This window comes from Pseudobdellovibrionaceae bacterium (assembly GCA_023954155.1).
Lineage (GTDB): Bacteria > Bdellovibrionota > Bdellovibrionia > Bdellovibrionales > UBA1609 > JAMLIO01.
In genome coordinates this window covers 25,819-49,084 of record JAMLIO010000011.1, presented here as the reverse complement: position 1 = coordinate 49,084, position 23,266 = coordinate 25,819, and the positions used below count along the sequence as shown (strand labels likewise).

The following is a 23,266-nucleotide window of genomic DNA, read 5'->3' as shown; positions in this document are numbered from 1 at the left end:
ACACGTCTCGCTCTGTCGCAGTGAAAATAATACGTGGCCTATGGGTCGTAAAATTAGTGAGTGTTCCACTTAAGATTCCATTCTGCGCACTGATGGTCAAACCAATGTCAGAAAGTTGACCTGTTCCGCTTGCACCTAAGGTGTAAAGTGTTCCATCGGCATTCACCAGACGGGCACTGTAAACCAGTGCATCACTTTCTGGGTCATAGAATAAGCGACTGGCATTGTAGCTTACGCCTCCTAAACCACCAATGACTTGCGGATCGTAAGCACTAGAACCTCTTTCTGGAACAACTACTGAAGCATCCAAGGCTTTCCAACCATCCCAGCATGGGCCTTGACCTTCGTTATTCATATCAGAATTTGTAGGATCACAGCTGGGCTCTTTGTAGTTGTATTCGAATTCAAAGTGAACTCCCCCGCCCCCTTCGCCAAAGCGCATTTCAAAAGCGTACACGTTACCTTGACGTAAGTGAACATAACCATCGCGGCGAGACTGTGTGATGCTATCCATGTCAAAGAACAGGCTCGTGTCATAACCAAGGGCTTGGTAATTCGTAAACGAACCCCCTGTGCCTTGCCCTGCGAATTCGCTGTTACGACTTTCTGGGCTTCCAATACCTGGGGCTAAACTTTGTAAAACAGCTTCTAAGGCGGTATCCTGCCAGTTTGCCAAAAATACATCAATGGCATCCTCAAGATATTCCGTTGGTGCCATTCTAAGCATAATGGTGTTGTCGATCAATCTGGTTCTAAATTTATAAACACCTGTCTTTGCAGGAACAAAGTATCCAGAGTAAATCTCACCATAAGATCGGTTGGCGTTAATACATGGGATGATCTTACCATACTGCCCTGTAAATATAGTATTGTTACAATAACTGTAACTGCTCAATGGATACTTATCATCCGTATGCACAGGATTTGAATTCCACCCATTATGAACTTCACTACCATAAACATCGCCTGTAATATGAACCGTTTGCTCTGGGTCAGTTGTAATATCATAATACCCACCATTTAGGGTGATGTAGGGCTTAAAGATAAAATTATCAATTTCAATGTGAACCACATTGTTTCCTCCGCCCGTTCCCCCAAAACGCATTAACGACACACCACCACGATCTTCATCACTAAGTGTCAACAAGGATAAAGGAGATTTATTGATATAAGTTCCTGATCCTGTACGCGTGATCGTGAATGTGGTAAAGGCTGCGGCCCCACTTGGATCTTGAGCCAACACACCTACAGCTTGATTTGTTGTACCTGGAGGCGGAATAAAGCGAAGTTCATTTCCAGAAATCCACACCCATGCTGGTGCAGGTCCCTCACCGTAAATGTCTGTGGCGTAGTAAGTTAAGGCTTCTCCATCAGGGTCCGTAAAGTGAAGATCTAAATCAATGGATGTGACAACCGCTTCAATACCTCTGACTTGAATGCGGTTCACATCAATATAATTATGCCCCGCTGGATTCATCGACCCATTGGGACGAATGATCTTCACCTTGCTCGCAATCACTTCGCTTGCTAACGGAATAGTTAGACTTGTGCCGCTTTCATCTACGGGTAAAACTTCACGCGTTAAAACTCGATCATCCTCTGCTAGCACTTGTAAAACGGCGTTCCCCAATGAATGTCCTGAAGTCACATCAATGACAAAGTCTTGCACTTCAAAGAAAGGACTTACAGTAGGAAATGGCATTTCAATCCAGTGAGCTTGCCCCGCAGATGCTGATGTTTGAAAACCAGCTCCACCTGCAGCAATGATATTTGCAAGCGCCCCTGCCCCAGTTCCTGAAGCCGAAAGGTCTCCCGCTACAAATGGAATCGACACCACTGTGTTATCAAAAGCTACTGTTCTGTTACCGATAACTGTTGAAAGCACTGGAGGTTGGTTTTCCCCAGTCACTGTAATGGTCACCGTAGCAGGTGCACTTGTAGTGGGGGTTTCATCTGTGATGGTGTACTGGAAAGTACGCACATAACTGTCCCCTGCACCTAGCATTAAAGACGCGGCATTGACCTTAAACAAGAAGGTTCCATCAGGATTAAAACTTAGAGACCCTAAAATGCCACCCGTTCCTGTGTGTGAAGCAGGAACGACATCAAAGGTATGAGCTTCAGAAGAATCTAACCCTTTATCGTTGTACGACACATTCCCAATCACATTCACATCACCACTTCCGTCCACAATAGATTCTGACACTACATACTCATCACTGTGAGCTACAGGTGCTGAGTCAGGAACGTCTAAAATTCGGATAGTAAAGGCACGATCATACTCTGTGGCATCAGGAAGAACGATTCTTACAGTGACTTGTTCATTGGCCTTAACTTCGGTGTCTATGCTCCCCGTCGCAGAACGAGTTAAAGCCCCCGTATTTGCATCTAAACTAAAAGCATTTCCAGTAGATGTATCTCCGTCTAAGTGAAACACACCGCCAGTTCCGTCAGCGTTGATGAGTGACACTGTACCTACCAGTGTACCACTTGACGCACCTTCAGAGATTTCAGCATTGTCGATCACAAGTCGCGGTTGGTTGACACCATAACCACAAGTAAAACCTGTAGGAGTATAATTCACATTGATCAAATCACCTTTTGCAGGCAAGTAGTCCGCCGTGAACTCTAGGGTCACCGCTAAACTATTATAAATCCACCCCCCAGAAACTCCAGTCGCTTTGGGAACGCTAATCTCTACCCCACCAGCTTTTACAAGTTCAACTGTGATCGAGTTCTCTACGGCAGGACACTGAAGAGGGTAAGCTGTGGCACTTACTAAAATTTGATCTTTAATGCTATTTAAGTTGGTGACATATTCTTCTGTATTAGCGTTGATATCAAACGCGACTCCCCCAGAAAGCGTAGCCGCAGTTCTAGCGATGTTGTCTGATATATTCATATCCACAATAGAATAAATGGCAAATTGGCCCGACGGCTTAATGTCGTTTTCAATAAAATCAATATAATCTTGGGCAGAATGAGCATTAGCATCGACCGCTCTGTTATAGGAAGATTCTGGATTTAAACTGTCACGAGACGCATCTTGTTCGTCAGTGATGATAATAATAGCTAAAAACGCATCATCACGAACAAATCGAGTAGGAGCATGGTTTTTATCATAATCTAAAAAGGCCCGAATACTTTGTAGTGGACGCTCATCGTTGATGTAGTCAGAGATCGCACCACGATATAAATCATAAGCCGACTCGGCAAAGATGTTGTTAGGTACTGGCGAGAAGTCTCCAAACGGAGGACCAACTAAACCGCAGCCTGAAGTTCCTAATTTCACACCATAGACATCAAAATTTGTTTGGAAGTTAGTGATGAACTGGCCCAAACTTGAAGAGTTCAAGTGATCCAAAATGGCCAAGTCATCATCCACGTTAGGATAATCCACACACTCCCCTTTATGCAGCCTTGCAAAAAGAGGTTCAGAACCCTCACGCAAATAAGTCAAAGAAGGATTAGCTAGGTAAGCCTCTTCTGACCAAGCCGAAGTGCTGATCACACCCATACGATATTCATAACCATTAGTGATAAAATCGGTGATGAAGGCTTGAATGTTGCTTCGTACTTTTTCAACCTCTTCATACATACTTTTAGAAGGGTCCACCACCCACAAGATGTCCATCTTGGGATTAAAATTCAAGTCTGAATCATCAAAAGCGTCAGAAGTTGGCAGAACAGAAACACTCCCTCCGCCACCGCAAGAATTCAGCACAATCACTGAACAAATAAGTATAAGAATTTTATGGATGACACTCATATACGTTCCTTTGTTTTAAAAAACTTTGGTTTGAGATTTATTTATGCTTATTAAAAAGCTGAATCCTCTTTAGGGTACCAAAAAAGAGTCCAGCAAGAAATCGACCTTGGTCTAGGTCGAAGGAGTGTATAGGGGGCGTCAAAATCCCCAACCCTCTCCTCCGCTCTGTGAGGTCAAACCCCAGAAGACCATACATTCAAAATGTAGCTGTCTGACCTAAATATCTTGTTATAAGCTTGGATGATTTCAAAGATGAAAATTTTAAATCCATAAAAAAAGACACCCTCTTGTGAGAAGGTGTCTTTCATTACAAACCCAAGTCGCTTAAGGTTGTAATTTGATCGCTAAAGATTCCACTTCTGCTTCTGCTGATGTGAATCGCTCTTTAGCTTTAAAGATGACTCTTGGACGCTGGGCTTCAGGAAGACTGGTGTAAGTTGAGTTGAGAGTTCCTGATAACATTCCACTTGAACTTCCCATACTTAAACCAATTTGCTCTACTGCACCAGAACCGTACTGAGTTCCGTTAGGATTGACCAAGCGTGCTGTGTATTCCAGAGCATCATCTTCGGCGTCATAGAATAAAGCTTTGGCATCAAATGGTAGAGATGAACCTACAATGATCATGGGGTCGTGCCTGTCGCCACCCTCTGATGGCACCACGACTGAAGCGTCTATGGCCTTCCAATCATCCCACGTGTTTGTACCTTGGTCTTTACGGCTGTACTCGAAGTCAAAGGCCACGACACCACCACCTTCAGCAAAGCGAATCTCGATCACATACACGTTACCTTGTTTGAGCAAGACATATCCATGCTGATAAGAGGTCTGATCGCTACCAAAGAAGATCTGTGTCGGATGACCCGCATTTGGTGTTGTGGCAAATTCATTACCTGATGATGGGCTTTGTCCACCTAAAGTGCTGTATAAACTGGCCATCATCGTGACCATTACCCCATTGGCGTGGTTAGCTGTAAAGACAGGTAAGAGGTCTTCTTGGTACTCTGTAGGTGCCATTTGCAATTGAACCACGTCATCCACAGACTGTGTTCTAAATCTATAGACACCTGTTTTTGCAGGTACAAAGTACCCTGTATAGGTTTCGCCGTAACCACGAACGTCGTTCGGTCCATCGTTACCTGTACCCGTAATACATGGATAAATCTTACCTGAGTTGTTAGAGCCAGTCATAAACGCAGAACTGTAACATCTTCCAGAGAAGTTACGGTTCGGGTAGGCGTAAGGAGGAGTCGTACTTAATGGATTTAAACTGTCCCCTGATGGATACTTTTCATCCACAAATATAGGAGTATTGCTCCAACCATTTTCTCCACCATAGTTATCACCAAAATGTGGCGTTTGGTTACTTATACCTAAAGTCACAAACTCACTTCTAATCGCTGAAGGAATCGAATTAGGATTTGTTCGGTAACCTGAAGCCTGTAACGAACACACTCCTGAACTTCCATTACAATCTCCAGCCATTATAGCCGCGCGTATAGCTTCACCCGCATAAGGGTCTAACAAGAAGTTGTCGTTCTCACCGTGACGGATTTTGTTATCCGTATTAGGATTGGTGGTTTCATTTTCTCCACCAAAACGTTTTAAGGTGATCCCTCCACGTTTTGCATCATCTAGTGCCAATAACGAGATCGGCGAAGCATTTTGAATGCTACCAGAGCCTATTCTTTGTACTCGGAATTTTTGGAAAGCCGTAGCTCCTAACTTATCCACAGCGAGCACACCAATCATGGCATCAGCACCTGCCGGTGGAATCAGTCTTAAGTTATGACCATCGCCTGCAAGAGTGGCCCATGCAGGAGCCGCACCCTCACCGTACTCATCCGTAATATAATAAGTTAAACAGTCTAAGCGTGGGTCCGATGGACTTGCACAATGCTTGTCTGGATCAGCAGGTAACATATCTGGATCAGAAAAGTAAGTATTTAGGTCAATGTTTTCAATAAAGGCTTCTCGTCCATAAACTGTCACATTGTCCAAACTTAATCTTTGATCACCCTGAGGGTTCACTGAACCTTGAGGTCTTAAGATTTTAATCTTTCTCCCAATCACCGCACGTTGTACAGGGATAGTGAGGTTGGCTCCACTTGATCCTCCCCCATCATCAACGCCAATGATCTCACGCGTGAGCACGCGATCGTTAGCATCTAGCACTTGAAGCACCGCATTCCCTAAAGAATGCCCACCCTCAATACGGAACTCTAGAACTTCAAAGTAAGACTTCACACTTGGGAAACTCAATTCCACAAAAGGCGTTCCTAGAAAGCCAGGTTGAGTACCTGTACGTGTTGTAAGACCACTTGAGGAACCTGTATTAACAAGGTCCGCAATAGAACCTGATTCAATATGGAAAGATGTCACATCACTGGCATTGAACGCCAAGACCTCTTCAGAAGCCGTAAAGTTAATAGTTCTATCTGGAAGAACCGTGGCAATGATAGGATTTTGGTTATCACGTAAGATGGTGATAGTGACCGTGGCAGTATCTGATGCTGGGGTAGAAGCAGGAGGTGTCGCCACAGTTCCTGCCACTTCGTAAACAAAAGTCACTACGGCTTCATTGCCTGTAAATGTCAGCTCAGAAAAGTTTACGTTGTAATTGAACACACCGTTAGAAACAAAGCTCGCATTGCCTGCACTGGCAGGAGTGGTTACAGAAAACGTATGAGTTTCTGAAGCATCTAAGCCTGTGTCGTTGTAGGAAACGTTACCTGTGACAAAGATATTTCCTGAAGGGTCAGCATTCGAAGCGGAAACGGTATAAGCATCATCATTGGCAATAGGATCACTATCTGGAACATCCAAAATACGAATCAAGAAGGTTTTGCTAACTTCTTCTGTACTTGAATCTTCACGAGTGACAGTAAGTTTAACTTCCACTTCATGACGAGATTTATCGTCAGCGTCTAATCTGCTGGTGTCAGCCACAAATAGCTCTGCGGTTTCTCCATTGGTGGTGATTCCAAAACCACCCGTAGACGTGTCGGATTCGATCGTGTACGCAAAAACTCCCACATGGTCTGCATTGCCGTTACGAAGACTGATCGTACCCACAGTGGTGGAGTTCGCACTGCCTTCAGCAACATCTGCATGGGTTAAATCCAACCGTGGTTGTTTACTCACTCCTTGCACAAAAGTTGCAGGGGTATAGTTCACCACAATGGCATCTTTAGGAGTAGGTAAATACTCTTCAGAAAAGCTCAGTGTCTGAGTGGCGGGGTTATATGTCCAACCTGGGCCGCCACCTACGCTTTGAGGCACTGCAACTACTGTTCCGTTTTCACGAATGATCTCGACAACAATAGAATTCACAACAGGTGCATAATTTAAAGGGTAAGCCGTAGCTTCTACTAAGATGGCGTTCTTAATACTATTTAAGTTATTGATATAATCTTGCTGAGTACCGTGAATATTTAAAGAACTTCCACCTGTTAACGCCGCAACTTGAGCGGACTTATGATCGGTAAAAGCAGGATCAGTAATAGTGTATACAGCAAACCTGTCTGTCGATCCTTTAATGGTTGTTAAAAAGTCGACATACTCTTGAGCGGTACCTGCGGAGCTGTCTGGTTCATCGGTAATGATGATCACCGCCAAGTAAGCATCATCACGTAAAAATCTTGAAGGACCACTGGGCTTAGCATGATCTAAAGTTAAAAACGCACGCATACTTTGAAGAGGTCTTTCTTCATCAATATAGTTAGCAATTAAACCTCTAATTGAATCGTCATAGGGTGGCTCTTGTGAAAAGATGTTTCCACTTGGGGGCGTAGTATAACTGCTTCTGAACGGAGGCCCCACTAGTCCACAACCTGATGTTCCGATACTTACACCGTACACATCAAATACCTTTTGGAACTTCTGCATAAACGTACTTAAGTTATCCGCAGTCAAATAATTTAAAATGGGGTCGACTGTGTTGGCATAATCCACACACTCCCCACTGTGCAATCTTGCAAAAAGTGGATCTGAACCATCTAACAGATAGGTCAAACTGTTGTTCGCCACATACTCTTCGTGGGACCACGCGGCCGTACTGATCACACCCATTTGGTATTGGTAACCTTCGTTAATAAAGTCGGTCACGAAAGCTTCGATGTTGTTTCTGACCTTTTCCACCTTGTCATACATACTTCTGGAAGGATCGACCACCCACAAGATGTCCATATTAGGATTGAAATTTAAATCCGATTCATCAAAGGCATCTGATGTTGGTAGAATAGATACACTGCCTCCACCACCACAACCAAAGATGATGAAGTTTACAAATGCAATTAGACATAGTTTTTTGAAATTGCCCATTAAGCCCCCTTCAACGTTCCACAGTATCAGCATACTACCAATGTGCCATACCTTTAACTTATCGTAAAAACACAGACTCTACTTAAGTCTAGGGATGACAAAATCTAAACACTGGCGACACACAGAACACAACTGAGCGCCTCAAAATACACCGTCACAAAACGAGACTCCCGCCCCACTCCAAAGCAAGACTACTTAGCGTCCTCCCTTAATTTGGAGTTCTGATTTTATCTTGTTATTCCCTTCTAAAAGGACCTCAAAAGTGAGCAATGCGTATCCGACATGCGTTGGCCTGTGGGGCCGAAAGGTCCCATAGGGTAACGCGTGCCGAAGACGCTTTGCACCCGTCTTTGCTGGGCCTTTTAGAAGGGAATAACAAGATAAAATCAGAACTCCAAATTAAGGGAGGATGCGGGCGATAAGGTCGTACTCCATGACATCGGTGATTTCTACAGTGACGAGGTCGCCTTGTTTTAAGATCATGCCCTCGGTGTCGTTGATGATGACTTGGCCATCTATGTCGGGGGCTTGGCCATAGTGGCGGGCGTTGATCAGTAAATCTGTCTCAGGGTGATACCCTTCAACAAGAACTTGCAGTTTTTTGCCTAACCATTTGGCATTTTTTTGCGTAACTATTGCTTTTTGTAGTTCATAGATTTCAGTAAACCGTCTGTCGATGGTGTCTTGATCTACTTTGCCACCCAGACGATAGGCAGGCGCGCCCTCTTCGTCGGAATATTTAAAAACACCCAAGTGGTCAAACTGACATTCGGCAATGCCCTGATACAGCTTTTGAAAGTCCTCTTCGGTTTCACCTGGAAAACCTACGATGACAGAGGTGCGAATCACAATATCAGGAATTCTTTCTCTTAGGCGTTTTACGCGGTCAAAAATAAGTTCGCCTTTAATTTTTCGATTCATTCTTCTGAGTGTTAAATCAGAAAAGTGCTGGATAGGCATATCCAAGTAGTGACAAATCTTTTTAGAAGCTGCGATCTTTTCGATCACCTCATCAGAAAGCTCGTCGGGGTAATAGTAAAATAATCTCACCCACTGCAAGCCCTCAATATTTTCCAATCCATCTAAAAGCTCATAAAGTTGGTGGGATTTTTTATCTTCGCTTAAGTCCATGCCGTAGCTAGACAGGTCTTGGGAGATCACATTGATCTCTTTCACCCCTCTTGCCACTAAGTTTTTGGTTTCTGCCACTAGAGACTCGACACTTCGACTTCTTAAACCTCCACGCAATTGAGGAATAATACAAAACGTGCATTTGCGATCACAGCCCTCTGACACTTTTAACCATGCCGTATACTCAGGCGTAGTTTGCAGACGAGGGTCAAACTCGGTGTGGATGTACTTGGGCACTTCCACAAAAGACTTCTTTTCAATGCGTCCTTCTTCGATGGCATTAAGGTACTGGGTGATTTTGTTGTACTCGCCCGTACCGATGATCAGGTCTACTTCGGGCATTTCAGCTTCGATGTCTTTAGCGTACATTTGAGCCATACAGCCTGACACCACAAGCACTTCACAATTTCCTGTTTCTTTGTTTTCAGCTAAATCTAAAATTTCTCGGATCGACTCTTTACGCGCCTCTTCGATAAAAGAACAGGTGTTGACCACAATGACCTGGGCCTCTGAGGGTTCGGTCTTAAGCTCATAGCCCGCAAGTCCCATGTGCCCCAACATGACCTGTGAATCCACAAGATTTTTAGAGCATCCTAAAGAGGAAAAATACACGGACTTTGCCATATCGTTTTTAAATGTAGAGCTGGCTTGAACTTCTTTCATAGCGGCCAGTTTTACTATAAAAACCTAGGGCCGCATAGAGGGAATGTAAAAAAGATTATCTGGTTTTAGCTTTAAGTGGTCGACAACCGTCAAGCGTAAAAAGCTTTATCTGACGGCGCGACCTACCCCAGACAAAATAGATCACTAGCACTTATCAATGGCCAAGGGAACTAAGACCTTACCACAGTTCAATGTCTTCTTCGATAGTGACTCTCACCACTCCGACGTCATCGGGGCCATAGGCATTAAAGTGATGTCTTTGTTTGACAAACTCTTCATCCAAAACGCGGATAAAGATGTGCATCTCGTTCTCAATAGCCCATGACTTTAGGGTCCCAGCTCCACCGCTGCCCACCACTAACTTCGGGGCACCTAGTTTAGGATATAAAGCCTTAATGGCTTTTTCTGCCAATTCAAGAGAACCTGCTGAGGGTTTAAAGTCAAAAGACATGTGTTGGGTATAGCTGTCCTTGCCGTCTCTCATAAATTGAGCGTGAAAGTTTTTAACTCCTGGCAAACGCTTTTTAGTTCTAACAAAAAACATAGAAGCGTCATCAGCGTTGGCATTACGCATGACCCAAGGGTCTACACCCATGTCTCTTAAGGTTTGTGATAATTTGTCATACCCCTTTGAAGAGTCTAATCCAAACTGCAAAAGTGTACCGACCATTTGTACAAGGCTTTGCTTTTCTTCGGCAGAAACCCCTTCGTACACTTCTGGCAATAACTGACTGGCGTCCACCACCACTTCACCCGTAATCAGGTCAGTGACATAAGGAACTTCAGTATCTACAGGAACGGTCTCGCCAGGTTGATTGAACTTTTCTTTTGGAATGTCCTTATCCCCTTGGTATCGCATACAGCCCATAAAGACCAAAAATAAACCCATAACCACCAAACCGTAACTTTTGACGGCTTCTAGATGTTTAATGACTGTATCTTTAAAAATGTTTTTCATTTTATTCCTCATTCTTCTAAAAAAGCTCAATACTGCTTTTATCTTCTTTCTAAACGTTTCATCAACAACTAAAATCTATCCCATATATACTAGGGTTTTACCAATCCAAACCTTCTTAGTAAGAAGTTCCAAATTTTTTGCGTTCCCATTTTCTCATATCACTGGTGGGGTTTTTTAAATCTGAACGACGTTTATACTTACCACCACCACTTAATGTTCCTGATCTCTTAGAACTGTACATTTCAAAGTGGAGCATAGGTTTAACATTAAGTTGACGAATCTTCCAGATCCAACCTAAGTTTTGACCCATTCTTACAGGGCGGCCCACTTTAAGACCCGCAGGCATCTTGTTTAACACCTCACCGTAACGGATGATAAAGTTATTGTGAGTCACTTCGATGGCATACACATCATAGTAAAACTTATAGAATCCACGTAAAGTCCCAGAGTCTACCGCGTACACAGGCGCACGATCTTTAGAATAAAGGTCCACACCCGCATGTAAACGTTTCCCTTTGCTTCTGTTGGCACCAAATCGTCTCATTCCAGTGGTGTAGTCATGGGTAGGGCGTGTTGCTAATGGGAAGTTACAGCATCCCCCACTTGCCGCATTGGCAGTGGATTGGGTATTGTAAGGAGTACATTCTTTTTTCTTTTTCACGTACTCTTTAGTAATCCAGCCCTCTTCGCTACCACGATCAATGAAGGTCACAGGCACCATTGTATAAGTGTCGTCCCCTGATTTATATTCTTTTTCGATATCAGAAGCATCTGATCTGATCGCTAAAGGTTCAAACTGATCCGCTTGAAAGAGCACGTCTGTTAAATCTTCGTTTCTAACATTGACAGTCCCACTTGCGGTACACACGATAGGCTGGTCGTCCCCTAGTCTTTGTTGGTAACTCACACATCTTGATATTTCAGAGACATAACTCTCAGCAACCCAACCTATAGCATTATCGCGATCAGGGAACTGAACTTTAAGAAACGTATATTCCGTGCCGTCCACTTCTTGAGTGAATCTTTCGTCATTATTAAAAGACTCCATAGGAATGATCGCCTCATAAGGGTTGGCTTCAAACAGCACCGTGCTCACATCATTAAAGGGGCGCACATTCAGTTTAGTTTGTGAAGTGCAAATCATGTAATCCATATTGCCTTCATAAAGCGGAACATCGTCAATGACGTATTCGTTATCTGACTCTTCCACGTTGGCATCATAATCATCATCTTCGAGTTCATCCTCATCGTCTGAACTTCCTGATTGGCCTTCATCATCTTGGCCCAGAATGACAGAGCCACCACTTCCAGATTTAGGATCTTCATCACCCAGAAGTACTACCCCACCCGAATTAGCGTTTGAGCCAGAACTTCCTCCTGATTGAAAGTAGGCTCTGGTTTCACTGAAGGTTCTTACTTTTATATTTCTAAAAATAGAAGCGTCTTGAGGGTCGACCGCCACAAGTCCCAATCTTTTAGAACCTGAGGAATCATAAACTTCAAACACCACAAGCTTTGATTTACCTGAACTTGATGGACAGTCTACGATTACAAATCTGTCGTTAGACTCTTTGGCCATCCAAAAGGTATGTTTGGCCGAAGCGGCGTTAAATAGTTTTTCTTCGGAGTCTAAAACTTCAAAAACGTGGTTTTCAATATTACTTAAGGAGTCATTAAAGACGTAGCCTTCATAAACTTTAGAATCCTCAGAAGTGTCGATCACTCCTCTTTGAGAGACTTCAGCTTGATGGGTTCCCACAACTTCTGCAAAAGAGTAACGATTGTCCTCAGCAGCTGGACGACCTTCCACTAAGCGTACAAGAGAGAAGTTAGGCATTTTATAAAGGACAGAACCGCCTTGATCGCGAATGTTTTCTACATGAGAAGTCCCGCTTCCTGTGTATTGCACCACACGAAATGGACTGTCATCACTTTCTGAAAGTGTACATGCGGAAGATGACACAAGTCCTGCACCTGATTTTAAGACGGAAACGTCTTGAATGCTTACAGTGGCTTGGGGATGTCTAGCATCGGGTTCATCTACGAGTGAAAAGAACTGGGCTTCTCCTTGGTAAGCGTGCCATGACAACGACACTAAGGCCGTGAACAGGCTAAGGCTTAGGGCCCACACACCATGCTTTTTAAATCTTACAACCATTGGTCTCCCCCTATGGCGTTAAAAACGGATGTCTCCAAACACTTAAGATTCAAGTTCTGTACCAAAAATTGTCACCCCCACTAACACAAAAGAACCAATATAGAAGAGGTGGCGGTGGTTTTTGTATTTTCAGAATGCAGTGTTTAGAGTTTGGATAGGCAGGTGTTTAGTTTTTGGACGGAGAAAAATTGGTTAAATATATATCTTATGGGAATCAAATAACTGGAGGATAAAATAAAAAAAACCTCTTTATTAGCAGAGGTTTTCTAAAAATATTAAGCCTAAGGGAAATGTTGTTTGCGATATATATTAAGTTATCGCAAGTGTTTGTTACCAACAAAATCGGTAGCGAAGTTCCAGTCTAAGTAATCGTCTGTAGCTGGAACAACGTCATTACCCTGAAAGCTACCCATATGAATTCCTCGAAGTCTTAATTCACCATCTTGCATCACTGCTAACATGGAACCACTGGAACCACTAACGGCATCACAATCATGGCTCAAACCTACAAACTTGACACCTTTAAATCTACACGTTTGGTGTAAAGTTGCTAATCCTTGACGAATGTCTGGAGCAATACCGATCATATGTAATTCACCAGATCCCATAGCAGATCCAGTAGCATAACTCATAGCTCCTCGAATATTCCCATTAGGCATAACATCTTTTGTAATATCTTCTTTGAGATAAATAATTACAAAGTCATCTTCTGGCCTAAAGCCCGCACCTAGTTTTTTTCTTTCCATAGGTACAGGAGGCATTTCTAAACCTATTTTTTTATGTGTAAGGCTTTTTGGATATTGTCCATTTTCACTGTCATAATAAGATACATTAGGCATATAAGAAGCACTTTGAAGCTCTTTATTGGAACATTTTGGTTTTCCAGTTTTAATATCATAAAACATATGAGACGAAGTCACAATCGCAGGTCGACCGTTGTGCATAATCAAAGTCGCATTGCCCCCTGCTTTACTACAAAAGCCTACGTTACCATATCTATCCGCCGCTTGCAGAATAGCTTTCTCTTCAGCAGTTAATGAGTTCTTTGGTTTTCGTCTAAGATTATATAAAATATTTCTGTCATTTCCGTCGTCAAAAATAGCCGTATTTTGACATTGCCAATCTTGAGTCCAAGAGGCTCGGTCTTTTAACTCTTCACAGAATTTCATGATATTAGATTTTTGGGATGTGGCTAAACAGCGGCCACTCTCACAGGAGCTGGCGGCTTCTGTGGTGGAACGACTCCATGGGTTGCTGGGCATAGCCCACACGGTGGATGTAAGGATTGTGCTTGCGATTAAAACTGATATATAGATTTTTGTTTTCATACCTCTTCTATATACAATAAGCATGCCCAAATCATAGGTTTTTAAAGGCTTGAATTTACTGTCTTATTTAGGCGTATATCATCCTAGTACGTAGATTTTTTTTACAAGCTTATATCTTCCTTAACATTTTTATCTTTATCATACCCAATTTCTATCTTTGCTGGCATACATTGTGCTTTAAACTGAGACAGTCTTTCTTAGTATTGGAGTATTTATGCGCTTTAACGTCCTTAAAAGCCTTCTGGGTTTAAGTGTATGTGTCAGCTTTATGACAGCCCATGCCCAGCCCTCTATTCAATCGGATTTACTTAACACCTTAAAGTCCTTTAATGAATATCTAACAGGTACAGGGCTTACTAATCAAAGCTGTCAAAAGACTTTGCCTCAAATTATGAACGAGCTTAGAGGCAAGGACCCAAGATTTTTTAATCTTGCCCAAGGAGTTCGTGATTTTGATGCTATTTTAAAAGAGTCTTTTGCTTTAAAACGCAATCTACGCGACCAACTTAAAAGGTTATCACAACCAGGATGTGTGAGTGCCATTCGTGAAGCGCTGGTGATCACCCGTTACTTTGAAGATTATTTTTTGGTGACCACCCTTGAGCCCGTTCCCTTTAACGCCAAAACTGATGCTAATGCAGGTCCTTTATTGATGTCCCCCAAAGAGGCTCTACAGTCTCTCAACAAAACCGTGACTCTACGTTCAGGGGATCTTCTGTTAAGCCGTGGTAATGCCTACACCAGTGCGGCGATTGCAAGAATTGGTCAAAGCCCTGCGCAGTTCTCTCATCTTTCCCAAGTGTTTATCAATGCTCCTGTGGGGACAGAGATTCCTATTGCTCAAGCTTTAAATGATCCCAGAGTTTTTACTATTGAGGCTCATATTGAAGTGGGGAGTTTTACCAGAAGCTTTGCCAAATACGCTCAAGATGGAAATGCTCGCGTAGCGCTGTTTCGTTTTAGAGGCCAAGCCAAGGCCGCACACCATGCAGCACTGTCTATTTTTAATTATGTGACCAAATACCAACGTCAAAGCATGCAAGCCCATAATCGTTCCTCCTATTCTGTTAATGACAATCCTCCTTATGATTTTGCCATGAACTCTTATGATCATAGCGAAATCTTTTGTGCCGAGATCATTTCAATGGCTTACGATGCCGTTGGCATTCGCTTACCTATGTTCCCCACAGTGATGAAACAGAATGACATGACTCAAACTATGGGCATACGAAGTAAAACCACTTTTGCTCCTGCAGATATCGAAGTCGATCCTAACTTTGACTTGATCGCAGAATGGAGAGACTTAAGAAAAACACCTTCGATCTTAAAAAAGGATGTGGCTCTGACAGCCATGTATGATTGGATGCAAAAGCATCAATATCGTTTTTATTATTACCCTGTGGATTATATCAAAGCCCAAATTGCGTGGACTGCAAGACAACTGGATTTAGGTTTTTCAGAACGCTTGCCTAAAAATATGGAACAAAAAGTGGTACGCTTAACCTTTGCTATTGATCGTGTCGGAGAAAAACTAGAACGCGAACTTAATGAGTTTGAAAAACGCCATCGCCAGTCAGGTCGAAAATTTAGACCGACCTATCCTGAACAGATGCAGGCCCTAGAACAATTTCGTATTAAAGATGCGAAGGCTTTTAAAGAAGATCAACGCGGACTATTTCATGGCTTTCATCATACGTTTAGAAAATAAAGCTTAAGCACTTAAAAATTAAGAGACGAATATTAACTCTCTTTTTTATAAAATGATTGTTAGAAATAAGAAATTAGGAGTTTCCACAAAAGGAACTCCTATTTTTTTACATCAGAACTTTTATTCTTTAAAGATTTTTTTCTTGCAGATGCTTTTTGTAACCTTTTAACATTAAGTTAAATATATCCTGATCACGCTGTCTTGAAATGTCATTAGGCCACTCTTTACTATTCGAGTATCCTGCTAATTTACCTGAAGCTCTGGCTAAAGCCAGTTTTTCTGCTGCTGTTTTTGGAACATACTTATCGGGATCAAAGGCATCTTTACCCGCCAATTTACTTTCTGCTTTTAATTTGTCCATACGGGCATCAAGTGCAGCTTTTCTGGCTTGCTCACGACTGGTTAAACTTGTGCCACTGCCACCTGCTTTTTCGCTTTTAGCAGAATATAATTGTTTATTGCCTTTTTTATCAGGACGGCTTGCACCTTGGCTGCCATTATTATAACCGCCGCTTCCACCACCATCATTCATCGGCATATAGGCAGCTCCACCTGCTGATCCGCCAGAACCCCCTCCAGCACTTCCCGAGGGTGAATATCCATTATACCCACCTGATCCAGAATCTACACTAGCTAAGTTTCTTGTAGGACCATTACTTACTGAGGGACGGTTAAAGCCATTATATCCACTAGGTGTGTTTCCTGAAAATCCACCACCCTCAAATCTATTAGCTATACTTCCATATTGATTGGTGTAATCCGCAGTCTTACCAAATGAAGAGTCTGCTGCTGTATTGCTACCCAAAGAAGGCATTCCAAACCCACCCATGCCGTTGTTATCGCTACCTGTTTTGGCCATGGCATTCGTTTTACCATTATCAGACCCATCACCTGTTTTATTGCCGTTATTTCCACCGCCATAAGCCGCACCATCTTGAGGACCTGGACGAGGAGTATCTACCACTACTCGAGAACCTCCACCTGGGCCAGAACAATTGGCTCCAACACAACCGCCACTTTGTATTTTATCAACATCACTATCTGTGATGCCTTGCAACTGTTGAATTTGTCTTAAAGCAGCTTGTGACTCTACAAGTGTTGGCTTTAAACCATCTGTTTGCTGATTGCCACTAGGTAAAGTTCCACCAGTGATTAAAACCTCTGTATCACGAGCATCTGCTGTTGCAGTCGCAAGACCTGTACGAATGTTCTCACGAGACGTTTCTAACTCAGGGCTATCCTCTGTCACGTTTTTCACCAGTGCCACATGAGCTTGCGCAACGGTAACATCTTGAAGTTCAGCCACTTGCATTTGCGCATCATCGATATTTCTTTTGGTCTCTTTACACTCATCATCACAAGACGCATTGAATTCATCTTTTTTCAATTCGGCAGGAGCACACTCTGAAGTCAAAAGGGACTCGATACATTTAAGTCCTTTTGCTGTGTTCCCTCTTGCAGACGAACAAGAGCCACTGCCATCCATAAGTTTTTTGATTTTTGTCAATAGCTGATCTGCTTTAGTCTGTAGTTCACTTATACGTTTATAAGATTTAGCCAATAGAGTCGTCATTTCTTCTTTAGATACATTTTTGTCTCTTGCATCCATAACGGCTTCAACAAGCTTTTGAATTTCTTCTTCCGCCTGTGCCACTTCGTCTTTAGTAGCTTGAATTTCACCTTCAGTTTTAGTTTTATCTGCTTCTAAGTAAAGGCAAGCTCGCTGCCGTTCTTCAAGCTTGGCTAACATAGCATCGTCCGCTTTATCTAAGGCTTCAAAGGTCTTATCCTGAAAGACCTGATTACAAAAATTTTCATCCTTATAACCATAAGCTCCTATGCATTTACTGTAAGCCTCGGCCTGTAAAGCTTCAACTAATCGTATTCGTCTACCAAAGGTGTCCATCTGTTGAGCTGACATACCAAACATGCCACCATCGCCATCAGCCAAGGCTAACTGAGGCAAAAGAATTATGATAAGTACACGAATTACACTTTTCATATATTACTCTTCGGTTTTTACTAGACCATTCAACACAAATACGTTTCATTATGTGACAAAATATAGAAATAAAACCTATTTAATTAAAAACATCACTGTTATTCGCAACAGTTTATGCAAAAAACATAAACTATTTGAATTGTTTTTGATAACCATTGCCCATCAAATTAAAAATGCTCTGATTGCGTAGGCGTGAGATGTCCTTAGGCCATTCCTTACCATCAGCTTGCAAGCCACCCAGCTTCCCTGAAGCTCTTGCCAAAGCTAATCTTTCCGCTGCTGTTTTTGGAATGTACTTATCAGGATCAAAGGCATCTTTACCCGCCAGCTTGCTCTCGGTTTTTAATTTGTCCATACGAGCACCCAGGGCCGCTCTTCTTGCCTGTTCACGAGCAGCCAAACTAGTGCTTCCCACTTTTTCATCTTTAGCAGTGTAGAGTTGCTTGTTGCCTTTTTTATCTGGTCTTGAAGTCACTTTACTAGACGAAGCATAATAAGTCCCATCACCGCCACTTTGTCCCGTTAAATTTCCAGCAGCTCCCCCTGCACCACCACCATGGTGTGAAGCCCCATTATTTCCTGCAGGGAGAAATCCTGCATTAGCAGTCCCTGACCCACTATCAGTACTACTAGGACCTCGATTTGCCGTTCCAGTATTATTATTTAAACCATTAAAAGCATTGGACCCACCATTCCAATTGCGCGTAAATCCACTAGGTGCATTTCCATTATTTATATCTGTCTTGGCGTAATATGTCGGCGAATTATAGTCCGTCTTAGATCCACCAGTACCTGATCCTAGTCCACCCAAAGAGGGCATATTAAATCCACCACTTCCATTGTTTCCTGAGGTTTTTGCCATGACACCTGTATTATCTGTTGTGGTGTCTTTTTTACCTGGGTCAGAAGGATTATTTCCTCCATAAGCTGCTCCATCGTTAGGTCCTCTTTGAGTTGGAGGGGCTGCGGCTACGACTGGAGGAGCCGCCACGGGTGGTTGTTCCGTAGAGCAGTCTAAACCAACACACACACCATCGTTATTATCAAGGTTGCCGCCACCACGTCTAAGCCCCACTTCAACAGCTGCAATAATTTCTCTTGCTTGGTTGATTTGTGGAATCACACCTGTGACTTCACCCTTTCTCGAAACTGTACCTTGAATCAAAGTGATTGCTGAGTCGGCCTGAGTATCCGCAACCGTTACTGCCTGAGAAATTCTTTCTTTTTCGACATCAACTTCAGCCGCTGGCTCGACAATTTCACTAGCCACTTCAACCTCAATCTCGGCCTTTGTAGCTGGCATTACAGGATCATACTTAACCTGCAAACGACTTCCCGTCTGTTGCTCACCAAAATCGCTGGGTCGAACAACCACAGGTCCACAATAATCATCTAATCTTTTCTTTATATAAGATAAATTCGGGCCATCCCTTTCATAAGGAGGCTCCCCCGTTCCTGTTTTTAAAAACTCAATATTGCTTTTGAACAATTTAGCTTTATACTCCAGACTGTCCAGCTCTCTCCTTCTGGCCTCATAGAATTTTTTTGTTTTTTCGTCGTCATCAGCACCTGCAATACCAGTCAAATCAGGTTCTTCAAGCTTCGCAACTACAGATGCGATTTGACCATCAATACTTTTAATTTCTGTGGTAATATCCTGGATTTTACTTTTTATCTGTGCATAAACACGATCAAGAGTTCTGCATTCTTTAATTTTTTCTATTATTTTTTCTCGGACTTTCTCATCAATAATCCCTGCATATTGCCCAACTAAATAACCTCTAATCTCGGACTGAGCTTTATCACAAAATTGAATATCTTTACCATTTGAATTACCCCCTAAACTATCACAAGTGGGAGTAAATCTTAAGGCACCGAAACGCCCATGACTACGTGCTAACTCTTTACCAAAATAATCCTTTGCACCTTGAAATCTGTCGTCAAACCATTCTGAAAAATTTTCTTTACTTGGAATAAAATTAGGTGCAGCAAAGCCAAAAGCACCAGTGTCTTCAGATTCTTCTGCGCCCGAATAGGAAATTGGGAACACCATTAACGCAGAAACTATAAAATACTTATATAAAAAATTATACTTTCCCATAATATCTGTTTCGGACCTTTGTCTGACTATATAAGAAAATTTCGTTTATTTGAATCAGTTTGATACGGTATTGTAATGAATTTTGAAACTGTGACTTGGATATTTAGATTTTCGCAACATTCTTATTTTAAAACTTATGTGTAACACTAAAATTTTTAAAATTCTACATTCTGTTCAAAAGTGTTACCACCCGTTCTTTAAACATTTTCATCGACCGCTTAATGTCCTCATTGTCATGGTTGTTAAAATCAAACCATAACATCAGGCGGTCTTCGGGGTGGTACTTGGACTTGATCTGCTTTGCGATCTCTGTAGGGCTTCCGTAAATCGCGTTGCCCACAGCCTGAGCCACCTTTGCTGGGTCAAGTGTTCCTTCCATGGCCTTCCAATAGTTGGTCCATGCTTTTTCGGCTTTGATTTTGGCCTTGGCGTTTTTTTCCTCTTCACTTGCACCTTCGGTGTCATCCATAAAGATTAAAGCCGTGCGGGGCATGTGACCTCTGGTCCACCCTCCACCTTGAGCATTGAACTCTTCAGCCATACGTTTATGTGTGGCTTCGATCACCTCTTGTGGCGTGATAGATAAATTAAATACGGATACAGGCAAAAACTCGTTGGCTAATTTTTGTAGATTAGGATCATGAGTGCCAATCGTTAAATCTAATAAACTTAAATCCACCTCTTTGGGAATCAGTTCTAAAATTTCAAAAGTCCAAAATTTGGGAATGGCAATGGAACCATCTTCAGAAAACTGAGGATCAATGGCGATGTAGTCTTTCACTACCGTTTGCCAGTCTTTGGGGGTTCTAAAATCTGAGGCCGATAAATATCTAATAGGTATATCTTCAGAACTGATCACCTCACCTTTTAAAAGTCTTAAAAAGATTTCGATGGCTTCAGATAAAATTTTTCCCTTTAGAGCAGGCCAAGCTGTTTTTTCCCAAGTGGACCGTGGGCGAATTCCGTAAGGCTCGTTGGCAAAGTCAAATCGGCCTGAAGCAAAACCGATTTGCAATCGGCGCTTCTCATCTGGGTTTAAAGAGTGTAATTTTAAAAAAGTTCTAATACTTTCCGCATGAGCAATAGGTCCACCATTACATAAAATATTTCTAATAGCCGAACCGACATTGATGTTTTTGGTTATAGAAAATGTCTTATGGGCCATTTGTAAAACATCTGTATTTAAACCTATCTCGCCTTGAAACTCTGGCACCACAGCAAAACTAGTTTTTTTCTGAGTCTGACAACTTAAGTGAGTCTCTGCGATCCAAGCTGTCCCATAGCCTAACTCGTCTGCTAATTTTACCTGATCAAAAAACTGCCTCAACATAGTGGCTTCATCAGGCATATAGCCATCGACTTCTGTCTGACAGATCGAAAAAAAGATATCAAATTGCATAAACCTCACCCCAAATCAGACATCTAAAACATAAGGGTACTCGCCCGCTAACCCATCTGTCACTTGAACGTTTACCCACTTATTTTCTTGGACGTTGCCACTGTCACCGCCCCAAATTACGCATAAGGAAAACACATATCTTAGTCCGTCAAAGTTGGCCAGATTTTCAGCACTTAAAATATGCGTCACGTCCTCCTAGACCATATTTTATGAGACTCACGAAAAAAATTTTGCTAAAATCTAAGCCTCAACCTAAGAATTAAGCACCTCGGAGGCCTAAATTGGATTTCAGAAACAAAAGACCCACTAAATACCTTTGGATGGACCTCGAAATGACAGGCCTTGATGTCACCAAAGAAAAGATCATCGAGGTTGCTGGAATCATCACTGACACCGACTTTAACGAACTTAGCGAGTACCATGCGGTGATCCAACAAGACCAAACCATCTTAGATGCCATGGATGACTGGAACAAAACCCATCACGCCAAATCAGGTCTTTTAGAGCTGATTCCAAGTGGTAAAGATCAAAACACTGTAGAACAAGAGCTGATCACTTGGACCAAAGAGTTTTTTACCGAAGAGCGCGCCATCCTTGCAGGAAACAGCATCGGTCAAGATCGCCTGTTCATCGACAACCACATGCAAGATTTTGCCGCCACACTTCACTACCGTTTGCTGAACGTCACGTCATGGAAGATCCCTTTTTGGGTTCAAGGCATTGAGATGAAAAAAAGAAACGGCCACCGTGCCATGGATGACATTCGCGAAAGCATTGAAGAACTTAAATTTTATTTATCCTATGTGAATTTTTCTTCTAAAAACAAATAAACAGATAGAATCGATGAATTGTTGGAAAAACATTTTGGATTCCTGGCTGAAGCTATTCTTTTTATTTTTATGGCCAATGTGCCTGTGGGCTGAAGAGCCTGCACCCGCAGAAGCAAAGGCGCAGAAGAAAGTTTTGGAAAAAACATCTTATGAACGGGCACGATTTACCCCTCATATTACTGCAGAAGCCGTGACTCGTCCTAAAGGGAAATTTGCTGTTCAACGTGCTGTAGGAGCAAATTTAAAAACTCATGCCCTGTTTTCGTCTACAACCTATGCTGTCTTAAATCGTATAGAAATAGGTACAATCCTTACATACTATTTTCTTGAAAATCACCGCTATAATTTTAATATCAAATACAACTTTTATCGTGGAAAAGAATTCTTTTGGTCTTTGGGCTACAGTCTAACCAACTACAAAGTAGAAACTGTAGATGATGGCTCTTCGACTTCTACTTATGAGGGTGTCGATTTAGAATTTATGGCTTTGCAATTTCTCTTCAACTATATTCCTCAACATTCCCGCTTTAAATTTGCTGCGAACTTAAACATCCTCGATGCTATTTTACATAATTGGGATGGAACAGATCGCAAAATGCTTCTAGGCCTCACCTCCGAACTTGGAGTAGACATCAGCTATAGTTTTGACGAACCCTATGATCTGACTTTTGGTTTTGGATGGCTCAGAGAAGCTGGAATGAGCGCCCTCGAAGAGCGAGCCTTTGGATTTGGGGCCAGTGTCAGATGGTATAGACCAGAAAAGTTATTCTCCTCACCTACTATAGGCGTACACTATACCCCCCAAAACGGACAGATAGAACCCCTCTTCTCAACCACTTTCTACTAAAAGCTGAAGTCCCAAAATATAATTTCACAAATAAAAAAGGAGCCCCATG

General features: G+C 42.4%; 13 protein-coding genes. 3 read left to right on the top strand and 10 right to left on the bottom strand.

Features of this window, described 5'->3' with window-relative positions; genetic code table 11:
* The 6 genes from M9899_10850 to M9899_10825 all read right to left on the bottom strand — a co-directional run.
* On the bottom strand, nt 1–3,769 hold a 3,769-nt coding region (locus tag M9899_10850; GenBank protein ID MCO5114655.1), incomplete at its 3' end, for an Ig-like domain-containing protein.
* A 324-nt stretch (nt 3,770–4,093) separates the two neighbouring features.
* The gene (locus tag M9899_10845; GenBank protein ID MCO5114654.1) at nt 4,094–8,092 is read right to left on the bottom strand and encodes a hypothetical protein; all 3,999 of its coding nucleotides are present in this window, start codon (nt 8,090–8,092) and stop codon (nt 4,094–4,096) included.
* A 399-nt stretch (nt 8,093–8,491) separates the two neighbouring features.
* The gene (gene rimO / locus M9899_10840) at nt 8,492–9,886 is read right to left on the bottom strand and encodes a 30S ribosomal protein S12 methylthiotransferase RimO (protein ID MCO5114653.1); all 1,395 of its coding nucleotides are present in this window, start codon (nt 9,884–9,886) and stop codon (nt 8,492–8,494) included.
* A 178-nt stretch (nt 9,887–10,064) separates the two neighbouring features.
* Nucleotides 10,065–10,844 (bottom strand): hypothetical protein, encoded by a 780-nt coding sequence (locus M9899_10835; protein MCO5114652.1) that lies wholly within the window; start codon nt 10,842–10,844, stop codon nt 10,065–10,067.
* Between the two features lie 115 nt (nt 10,845–10,959).
* Complete coding sequence (locus M9899_10830; GenBank protein ID MCO5114651.1) at nt 10,960–13,002, bottom strand: M23 family metallopeptidase; 2,043 nt, start codon at nt 13,000–13,002, stop codon at nt 10,960–10,962.
* A gap of 314 nt (nt 13,003–13,316) precedes the next feature.
* The gene (locus M9899_10825) at nt 13,317–14,330 is read right to left on the bottom strand and encodes a hypothetical protein (protein ID MCO5114650.1); all 1,014 of its coding nucleotides are present in this window, start codon (nt 14,328–14,330) and stop codon (nt 13,317–13,319) included.
* Between the two features lie 214 nt (nt 14,331–14,544).
* On the opposite strand from M9899_10825, the gene M9899_10820 reads away from it, so the two are divergent.
* Entirely contained in the window at nt 14,545–16,038 is a 1,494-nt protein-coding gene (locus M9899_10820) for a hypothetical protein (protein ID MCO5114649.1), read from the top strand.
* A gap of 127 nt (nt 16,039–16,165) precedes the next feature.
* On the opposite strand, the gene M9899_10815 is transcribed toward M9899_10820, so the two are convergent.
* The 4 genes from M9899_10815 to M9899_10800 form a co-directional block, all read right to left on the bottom strand.
* Nucleotides 16,166–18,040 carry a hypothetical protein gene (locus M9899_10815; protein ID MCO5114648.1) on the bottom strand — a complete coding sequence of 625 codons (1,875 nt, stop codon included), beginning with the start codon at nt 18,038–18,040 and terminating at the stop codon, nt 16,166–16,168.
* A gap of 130 nt (nt 18,041–18,170) precedes the next feature.
* Nucleotides 18,171–20,141 carry a hypothetical protein gene (locus M9899_10810; GenBank protein ID MCO5114647.1) on the bottom strand — a complete coding sequence of 657 codons (1,971 nt, stop codon included), beginning with the start codon at nt 20,139–20,141 and terminating at the stop codon, nt 18,171–18,173.
* A 163-nt stretch (nt 20,142–20,304) separates the two neighbouring features.
* A complete protein-coding gene (locus tag M9899_10805; GenBank protein MCO5114646.1) occupies nt 20,305–21,540 on the bottom strand; it encodes an LLM class flavin-dependent oxidoreductase in 1,236 nt (411 codons plus the stop codon).
* A 15-nt stretch (nt 21,541–21,555) separates the two neighbouring features.
* A complete protein-coding gene (locus M9899_10800; GenBank protein MCO5114645.1) occupies nt 21,556–21,729 on the bottom strand; it encodes a hypothetical protein in 174 nt (57 codons plus the stop codon).
* A gap of 143 nt (nt 21,730–21,872) precedes the next feature.
* Between M9899_10800 and orn the strand changes: the two genes are divergently transcribed.
* Together orn and M9899_10790 are read left to right on the top strand one after the other, a co-directional pair.
* A complete protein-coding gene (gene orn / locus M9899_10795) occupies nt 21,873–22,370 on the top strand; it encodes an oligoribonuclease (GenBank protein MCO5114644.1) in 498 nt (165 codons plus the stop codon).
* Between the two features lie 133 nt (nt 22,371–22,503).
* Nucleotides 22,504–23,217: a hypothetical protein gene (locus M9899_10790; protein ID MCO5114643.1), complete on the top strand. Its 714-nt coding sequence runs from the start codon at nt 22,504–22,506 to the stop codon at nt 23,215–23,217.
* The last annotated feature ends 49 nt before the right edge of the window (nt 23,218–23,266 follow it).

Bases quoted from the DNA above. Each gene is read 5' to 3' on its own strand.
- M9899_10835 (MCO5114652.1), bottom strand. From the start codon at position 10,844: ATGAAAAACATTTTTAAAGATACAGTCATTAAACATCTAGAAGCCGTC.
- M9899_10820 (MCO5114649.1), top strand. From the start codon at position 14,545: ATGCGCTTTAACGTCCTTAAAAGCCTTCTGGGTTTAAGTGTATGTGTC.
- M9899_10805 (MCO5114646.1), bottom strand. From the start codon at position 21,540: ATGCAATTTGATATCTTTTTTTCGATCTGTCAGACAGAAGTCGATGGC.
- M9899_10810 (MCO5114647.1), bottom strand. From the start codon at position 20,141: ATGGGAAAGTATAATTTTTTATATAAGTATTTTATAGTTTCTGCGTTA.
- M9899_10815 (MCO5114648.1), bottom strand. From the start codon at position 18,040: ATGAAAAGTGTAATTCGTGTACTTATCATAATTCTTTTGCCTCAGTTA.
- orn (MCO5114644.1), top strand. From the start codon at position 21,873: ATGACAGGCCTTGATGTCACCAAAGAAAAGATCATCGAGGTTGCTGGA.
- M9899_10845 (MCO5114654.1), bottom strand. From the start codon at position 8,092: ATGGGCAATTTCAAAAAACTATGTCTAATTGCATTTGTAAACTTCATC.
- M9899_10830 (MCO5114651.1), bottom strand. From the start codon at position 13,002: ATGGTTGTAAGATTTAAAAAGCATGGTGTGTGGGCCCTAAGCCTTAGC.
- rimO (MCO5114653.1), bottom strand. From the start codon at position 9,886: ATGAAAGAAGTTCAAGCCAGCTCTACATTTAAAAACGATATGGCAAAG.
- M9899_10825 (MCO5114650.1), bottom strand. From the start codon at position 14,330: ATGAAAACAAAAATCTATATATCAGTTTTAATCGCAAGCACAATCCTT.